Genomic DNA, 7,577 nt, shown 5'->3' with positions numbered 1-7,577 from the left:
TACGCCGGGGTGTACTCCAGCTTCCTGCGCCACGCCGAACGCGCCGCCGACCGCTACCACCTGGACGTGCGGTCCATCCTGATCGAACTCGGCCGGCGACGGATGGTCGGCGGCCAGGAAGACATGATCACCGACGTGGCGCTGGACCTCGCCGACGCCGCGAACACCGCCCACGGAGGCAGCCAGTGACCACCAGCGCAGACATCGACCCCGCCGACCTGGCCGAGCGCTTGGACGACGCGGCCCTCACCGGCACCCCGATCCCGCAGCTCGCCGACACCCACGCGGTGGATGTCGACGCCGCGTACCGGGTGCAGCAGGCGCTGATCGCCCGCCGCACCGGCCGGGGCGAACGCCTCGTCGGCGTCAAGATGGGGCTGACCAGCCAGGCCAAGATGGCCCAGGTCGGCGTCGACTCCCCGATCCTCGGCCAACTCACCGACACCACCCAGGTCACCGACGGCGGCAGCGTCGACATCTCCGGGCTGATCCACCCCCGCGTCGAACCCGAGATCGCCTTCCTCCTCGACCGGCCACCCACCCCCGGAATGCCGTTCACCGACGCCGTCCGCGCCGTCGCCCCCGCCCTGGAGGTCATCGACTCCCGCTACCGCGACTTCACCTTCTCGCTGCCCGACGTGATCGCCGACAACACCTCCGCCGCGCTGTTCACCATCGGGCAGTGGCAGCCGATCCCGGACGGCGTCGACAACCTCGGCGTCCTCCTCGACATCGACGGCCACACGGTGCAGACCGGATCGACGGCGGCCATCCTCGGTGACCCCCGACGGGCCCTCGCCGCCGGCATCGCCCTCGCCGGCCGGCACGGCCCCACCCTGCGGGCCGGGTGGATCTTCCTGGCCGGCGCGGCCACCGCCGCCGTCCCCCTCACCCCCGGCGCCCACATCCGGGCCACCGTCCACGGCATCGGCACCGCCGCCTTCACCACCACCGGAGGAACACCGTGACCGCGCACCTGGTCACCGGCAAAGCCACCCCACGCGGCAGGTTCCCGCACGTCAAGGTCGCCGGCGGCCTCATCTTCGTCTCCGGCACCTCCAGCCGCCGCCCCGACAACACCATCGCCGGGGCCACCGTCGACGAATACGGCACCACCCAACTTGACATCCGCGAGCAGACCCGCGCCGTCATCGCCAACATCGCCGACCTGCTCGCCGCCGCCGGCGCCAACCTGACCGACCTGGTCTCGGTCACCACCTACCTGGTCAACATGAACGACTTCGGCGGCTACAACCAGGTCTGGGCGCAACACTTCGACCACACCGGACCCACCCGCACCACCGTCGCCGTCCATCAGCTGCCGCACCCGCACCTGCTCATCGAGATCCAGGCCATCGCCGTGGCACCGGCGGGAGCCGCAACGCAAAGGTGAGCGTGACATCACGCTGTGGCGGCGGCGGTTGGTCCGGGTGGTACGGCAAGATGGCGTCTGGCGGAGACGTACGCATCGACGACCATTACCGGAGACACCGTGACCTCTGACGTTCACCCGCAGTTGGACGCGTCGGGCCTGTTCGCCGTCGCGGCCGGCCTGGAGACCCCCAACCTGCTGCTCGACCTCGACGTGCTGGAACGCAACCTCGACGAGATGGCGGGCCGGTGCCACCAGTATCAGGTTGGGCTTCGCCCGGATGCCAGGACCCACCGGGTGCCGCAGCTCGCCCGGGCGCAACTGGACCACGGCGCCGACGGCATCTGCGTCGCCAAACTGGGTGAGGCTGAAGTACTGGCCGCCGCCGGTGTCTCCCGGATGACAGTGGCGTACCCGCTCGTCGGGAAAGACAAGGCGCAGCGCGCACTGCGGCTGGCGCAGCGTTGCGAGTTGACGGTAGGAGCGGACAGCGCGGCAGGTGCCCGTACGCTCGGTGAGGTGTTCGCGGCGGCGGGTCGGTTGCTCGACGTGCTGCTGATCGTGGACAGCGGGCTGGACCGCTGCGGGGTGGATCCCGCACAGGCGGCGCGGGTCGCGTGGGACATCGCCGAGCTGCCCGGCGTCCGGCTGACCGGAGTGTTGACCTACGAGGGGTCGGTCCGTGACGCGGTCGACCAGGCCGACCTGACCGGCCGGGCCCGGGCGGTGGCTGGAGCCACGGTGGAGGCTGCGGAGGCGATCCGGTCAGCTGGTCTGACACTGTCGACGATCTCACTAGCGGCGTCGGTGTCCGCGCGGACGGTGGTAGCCGAGCCTGGGGTGACCGAGATCCGGCCCGGTGCGTACGCATTCAACGACGTCGGTCAGATCGCGTTGGGCAACGCCACGGTCGCGACCTGCGCGGTGCGGCTGCTCGCCACCGTGGTCAGCCATCCTGAGCCGCACCGGGCCTGCATCGATGTCGGATGGGCCTCACTCGGATCGGGCGGCCTGCCGGCGATGGCGGACCGTGGCGTCTTGGGTGGGACCGGGTTGCTGGTCGGCCTGCCCGGCTGGCGGATCGATCGGCTCTGCGCGGAGTTCGGCTGGCTGCGCTGGGTCGGTGCCGGGCCGCCGACCGCGCTCGAGGTGGGACAGCGGGTGCAGATCATCCCCGATCACGTCTCCATGGCCTTCGCCGGTTCGGCCGAGGTGACGGCGGTACGCGGCGGTGAGGTGGAGGCGGTCTGGTCGACGATGGGTCCAGGCGCTTCGAGGTGATGCGGCGCGGGTGGTCGGCGTTCGGCGACCACCCGGATGGGACCATGTCGCGATGGTATGCATCGAGGTACCGGCGATGGTCGGCCTGGCCGGCGGTCAGGTGACGCTGTCGGACCGGCGTACCCGACGCAGTTGGTCGGTCGAGGTGGCGGACTTCAGCATCGGCGTGTACCCGGTCACCCGGACGCAGTACGCGGCTGCGACGGATCCCGTTCCCACCGCCGGTGACCGGGGCCGGTCACCGGCGGTGGACGTCTCCTGGTGGGACGTCGTCCGGTACTGCAACATCCTGTCCGAACGGCGGGGGTTGCAGCCGGCATACCAGATCGACGTCGACGCCGAATACGCCAGCTGGGACGTCACCGCGGACGGCTACCGGCTGCCGACCGAAGCCGAGTGGGAGTACGCCTGCCGGGCCGGCACCAGCGGCCCGCGGTACGGACCGATCGACGACATCGCCTGGTACCGGGGCAATTCGGCGGGTCGTTGCCACGCGGTCGGCGGCAAACGCCCGAACCCCTGGGGGCTGTTCGACATGCTGGGCAACGTCTGGAACTGGTGCTGGGACATCTACGACGCCGAGGTCTACGGCAGCTACCGGGTGTTGCGTGGCGGTGGCTGGGCGGACGAGCATTGGAGCTGCCGGGCCTCGGTCCGGCGCCGTAGCCATCCGACGTTCGCGATCGACGATGTGGGCTTCCGGATCGCCGGATCGGCACCGGCCGGCTGACCGGCACCGGCCGAGGTTCGTCGGACGGCTACCCCGCGCCGCCTGAGCCGTTGTTGGTGGCGATCGCGGTGCCGTCGGCCGATACCGCGTCACCGGCACCACCACGCTGTGCCCCGGCGGTGACCACTGGCCGTTCCGGTTCGCAGAGCGCTGCCAGGTCGTCGGTCAGATCGTCGCTGCGGCCGTACGGGTCGAGTAGGTGTACGTGCACCGGATCCAGCGCCGGCACCGGCACTTGGGAGATCATCGGGTGCAGCGGCCGGGCGTCATGTTCGTTCTGGCCGAGTAGATCCTCGTGGAGCTTCTCCCCGGGCCGTAGCCCGGTGTAGATGATTTTCACTGAGTTGTCGTGCTGGTCGGCGATGGCGCGGGCGACGTCTGCGATCCGTACGGGATCTCCCATGTCCAGGACGAGCGCCTCGCCGTCGCGACCGATCGCCGCGGCCTGGATGACCAGCTGCACCGCCTCCTGGATGGTCATGAAGTATCGGGTGACCTCGGGATCGGTCACGGTGATCGGCCTGCCGGCCGCAGCCTGGGCGACGAACGTGTGCAGCACGGATCCGCGACTGCCGAGGACGTTGCCGAACCGGACACTGAGGAACGTACCCGGGTTCGTGCTGGCGGCGAAGGAGGTGAGGCGCTCGGTGATCCGTTTGGAGTAGCCGAGGACGCTGGTGGCGTCGGCGGCCTTGTCGGTGGAGATGTTGACGAACCGCTCGACCCCGGCTGCGGCTTCGAGCAACGTCTGGGTGCCCCAGACGTTGGTCTTCACCGCCTCGCCGGGGTGACGTTCCAGCAGGGTGAGGTGTTTGAGCGCGGCGGCGTGGAAGACGACCTCGGGCCGGCGGGTCCGCATGACCTGCCGGACGGTGTCGCTGTCGCGCAGGTCGGCCAGGATCAGGTCGGGGCTGTCGAGCAGCGCGCGGCCGCGAAGTGACAGCTGTACGGCGTGCAGGGCCGATTCGTCGCGGTCGAGCATCATCAGCTCACCCGGCTGGAACCGCTGAATCTGCCGGCACAGTTCGGAGCCGATGGAGCCACCGGCGCCCGTGACGAGGACCCGCTTGCCGGTCAGGTAGCCGGCGATCGCATCCAGGTCGGTCTCGATCTGGTGGCGGCCGAGCAGGTCGCTGAAGTCGGGGTCCCGCAGGTCGGTGACGGCGGGTTCGTTCTCCAGTAGTTCGCTGACGGAGGGCACCACCTTGAACCGGGTGCCGGCCTGGTGGGCGAGCTGACGGACCTCGCGGATCAGCGCCGCGTCCGCGTTGGCGACGGCCGACACGACGGTGGTCGCTCCGGTGCCAGCCGCGGCGGCCGGGATGTCGTGGCGGCCACCGAGCACGGGTACGCCGTTGACCCGAAGCTGTCGCTTGGCGGGATCGTCGTCGAGCAGTCCGACGGGTAGGTACCGTCCGTTGGGTTCGTCGAGCATCGCGCGTAGCAGGGACTGGCCGGCTGCCCCGGCTCCGAACAGCAGCACCGGGGTGACGTCTCGACCAGACGGCCGGCGGCGCCGTTCGTGCCGCAGCCGGCGCAGGTAGCGCACGCCGAGCATCTGGACCAGCGCAAGGCAGCCCGCCACCAGTGGCGCGCTCGCCGGCACGGGGCGCTGCGGTGCGGCGAGGTCCAACAGCAGCAGGACCGCCATGGTGGCCAGCACACCTCGGGACACCGCCAACACCTCGTCGAAGCTTCCCGAGCGGTAGCGGTCCCGGTACAGGTAGCCCGCATGCGCGATCGCGGTGTGCAGCACGATCGCGGCCAGCATCGCCAGGACGAGCCCGTTGAGGTGGATGCCGTCGAGCCCGAACTCGTACCGGGTCCAGACGGCGACGATCAGGCCGGTGCACCAGGCACCCAGATCGGCCAGCCACAGCGGTGCGACGGTCCGGTCCCGGTTACGGCGGGTGGTGTTCTCTGGGAGTCGGGTCGATGGATCCATTCCAGCCCCGTTCGATCGGCGTACGGCGTCATCCGGTCGCCCCGGTGGCGCTCTGGTCTCGTCCACTGGCCACTGTCAGCCGAGCGGCAATGCCACTATTTGACCAGAAATGGCCCTTAGCTAGTGCAGATTGGTACAAGATGGCCCTGACAAGGCGGATCAGGAGTTTTGGAGGCCGTACCGATGGAGCTGCGTGACTACCTCGACGCGGTGCGGAAGCGATGGTGGTGGGTAGTGGCTGCGGTGACCGTCGCGGTCGGCGCCGCCATGCTGGTCAACGCGCGTGCCACGCCGCAGTACGCCACTTCGGTGACGTTCTTCGTGTCGACCTCCAGCGGGCAGGGTGCGGTAGCCGCGTACCAGGGCGGACTGTTCTCCCAGCAACGGGTGAAGTCCTACAGCGGGTTGCTCACCGGCGACCGCCTCGCCGGAACCGTGGTCAGCAGGCACAGCCTCGGCCTGACCCCGGGCGAGGTGCAGGCCCGGATCAGCGCCCGCCCAGTGCCCGACACCGTCCTGCTGCAGGCGACCGTCACCGACAGTTCGCCGAGCCGTTCGGAACAGATCGCCGGCGCGGTCGCCCGCGAGTTCGTCGACCTGGTCCAGCGGCTGGAGACCTCGCCCGGATCCGACGAACCTGCGGTCAGCGTCGAGGTGGTCGCCGGTCCGCTGCTCCATCCCGACCCGGTATCGCCACAGCCGGCGCGCAACATGGGGCTTGGCTTGTTCATCGGCCTACTTGCCGGAGTCGGCCTCGCGCTGCTCCGCGGCCTGCTCGACACCACCGTCCGCACCGTCGAACAGCTTCAGGACGTTGCCGCGGCGGCGGTGCTCGGCACCATCCCGCTGGACAGCACCGCACGTCGCGAGCCACTCGTCATCGGCCGGCAGACCCATTCCGCTCGGGCCGAGGCATTCCGCCAGCTGCGAACCAACCTGCAGTTCGCCGACGTGGACAAGCCGATTCGGAGCCTGGTCGTGACCAGCGCGATGCCGAACGAAGGCAAGACAACGACGGCGACCAACCTGGCGCTGACCCTCGCCGAGGCCGGTAGCTCGGTGGTGCTCGTCGAAGCGGACCTACGCCGACCCCAGGCGGCCGCCTATCTCGACATCGAGGGCGCGGTGGGGCTGACCAATGTGTTGGCCGGGCAGGCGAACCTCGACGACGTGCTGCAGGTGTGGGGCGGCAGCAGCCTGACAGTGCTACCGAGTGGATTCATCCCACCGAACCCGAGTGAGCTGCTCGGGTCGCAGCAGATGGCCGACCTGCTCGCCAGCCTCCGTGCGCGCTTCGACGTGGTCATCGTGGACACCGCGCCGCTGGTGCCGGTCACCGACGCGGCGCCGGTCGCGGCCCAGGTCGACGGCACGATCCTGGTGGGCAGGTGCGCCAAGACCACTGAGGCGCATCTGCGGGCCGCGGCGGCCTCGCTACGGGCAGTCGATGCCCGGTTGCTCGGCTGCGTGCTCAACATGGCACCGCATCGCAGCGGTTCCTACCACTACTACTACCACGAGTCCGGCCGTCGCCGGATCAAGAACCCGATCGCCCCGGCCCGCCAGCGGCAGGTCCATCCGACCTACCCGACAGTGGCCGTCACCGCTTCCGGTGGCGAGGAGCCGGTCGCCACCGGCGGCGTCAAGACTTTGTGATGACGTCGAGCAGGGTGCCGACGGTCTGGCTGATCTGGGCGGCGCAGACTCGGAAGTCCTCGACCGGGCGCAACACCGGATCGGCCAAGTCGTCGTGCGCGGCGGCGACCGGCTGGGTCCGGCTGCGGGCGGCGGCTGCGGCCACCACCAGGGTCCGGGCCCGGACCACCGGGTCCGGTCCCGCCTGCGGCACACCGACCGCCGCTCGGGCCAGCCGGCCGAACTGGCGAATGGTGAAGGTCCGAGCGAGTGTAGGTGGGGCAAGCGCCACGCAGTGTGACCGGTGTCGGCGGCTGGCGGTCAGGATCAGGTCGGCTGCCTCGAGCAGACCAGCGTCGACCTGCCGACTGATGAACCCTGACGGATCCGCCTGGTGCTCGCGCAGAACTCTTTCGGAGTACGGATGCATCGGCTGTTCGGACAGCGCGTGGGTACCGGCGCTGTGCGCGATGAATCCGTTCGTGTCCGGGCCGAGCCGGTTCGCCAAGTCGTGCCGGGCCAGCCGTTCCGCCAACGGTGAGCGGCAGATGTTTGCCCGGCACACGAACAGGATGGTGAACCGATCAGTGGTCGTCAACGTAACAAGCCATTCT

At 69.9% G+C, this 7,577-nt stretch carries 7 protein-coding genes and 1 pseudogene; 6 read left to right on the top strand and 2 right to left on the bottom strand.

The window, feature by feature from the left end; genetic code table 11:
* From ACFHVL_RS20405 to ACFHVL_RS20385, 5 genes and pseudogenes are all read left to right on the top strand, one after another.
* Positions 1-189, top strand: a pseudogene (locus ACFHVL_RS20405) (4-hydroxy-2-oxovalerate aldolase); the annotation flags it as partial.
* A complete protein-coding gene (locus ACFHVL_RS20400) occupies positions 186-968 on the top strand; it encodes a 2-keto-4-pentenoate hydratase (RefSeq protein ID WP_416629845.1) in 783 nt (260 codons plus the stop codon). The pseudogene ACFHVL_RS20405 and the gene ACFHVL_RS20400, both read left to right, overlap by 4 nt.
* On the top strand, positions 965-1,393 hold the full coding sequence (locus ACFHVL_RS20395; protein ID WP_416629843.1) for a RidA family protein: 429 nt from the start codon (positions 965-967) through the stop codon (positions 1,391-1,393). The genes ACFHVL_RS20400 and ACFHVL_RS20395 overlap by 4 nt, the downstream gene beginning before the upstream one ends.
* A 99-nt stretch (positions 1,394-1,492) precedes the next feature.
* On the top strand, positions 1,493-2,653 hold the full coding sequence (locus ACFHVL_RS20390) for an alanine racemase (RefSeq protein ID WP_416629842.1): 1,161 nt from the start codon (positions 1,493-1,495) through the stop codon (positions 2,651-2,653).
* 52 nt (positions 2,654-2,705) lie between these two features.
* The gene (locus ACFHVL_RS20385; RefSeq protein ID WP_416629840.1) at positions 2,706-3,383 is read left to right on the top strand and encodes a formylglycine-generating enzyme family protein; all 678 of its coding nucleotides are present in this window, start codon (positions 2,706-2,708) and stop codon (positions 3,381-3,383) included.
* 28 nt (positions 3,384-3,411) lie between these two features.
* On the opposite strand, the gene ACFHVL_RS20380 is transcribed toward ACFHVL_RS20385, so the two are convergent.
* Positions 3,412-5,328, bottom strand: a complete 1,917-nt coding sequence (locus ACFHVL_RS20380) for a polysaccharide biosynthesis protein (RefSeq protein ID WP_416629839.1) — start codon at positions 5,326-5,328, stop codon at positions 3,412-3,414.
* A gap of 183 nt (positions 5,329-5,511) precedes the next feature.
* Between ACFHVL_RS20380 and ACFHVL_RS20375 the strand changes: the two genes are divergently transcribed.
* Complete coding sequence (locus ACFHVL_RS20375; protein WP_416629838.1) at positions 5,512-6,984, top strand: polysaccharide biosynthesis tyrosine autokinase; 1,473 nt, start codon at positions 5,512-5,514, stop codon at positions 6,982-6,984.
* Here the strand turns inward: ACFHVL_RS20375 and ACFHVL_RS20370 are convergent.
* Entirely contained in the window at positions 6,971-7,561 is a 591-nt protein-coding gene (locus ACFHVL_RS20370) for a low molecular weight phosphatase family protein (protein WP_416629836.1), read from the bottom strand. The genes ACFHVL_RS20375 and ACFHVL_RS20370 overlap by 14 nt on opposite strands.
* Positions 7,562-7,577: the final 16 nt, after the last annotated feature.

Origin of the sequence: Micromonospora sp. LOL_023, from assembly GCF_048060115.1 — a bacterium.
Lineage (GTDB): Bacteria > Actinomycetota > Actinomycetes > Mycobacteriales > Micromonosporaceae > Micromonospora_E.
Note: the sequence above shows the minus strand (reverse complement) of the source record. Positions and strands in the feature narration are given on the sequence as shown.

Excerpts from the sequence above, each read along its gene's own strand:
- ACFHVL_RS20385 (WP_416629840.1), top strand. The coding sequence starts at position 2,706 with ATGGTATGCATCGAGGTACCGGCGATGGTCGGCCTGGCCGGCGGTCAG.
- ACFHVL_RS20380 (WP_416629839.1), bottom strand. The coding sequence starts at position 5,328 with ATGGATCCATCGACCCGACTCCCAGAGAACACCACCCGCCGTAACCGG.
- ACFHVL_RS20375 (WP_416629838.1), top strand. The coding sequence starts at position 5,512 with ATGGAGCTGCGTGACTACCTCGACGCGGTGCGGAAGCGATGGTGGTGG.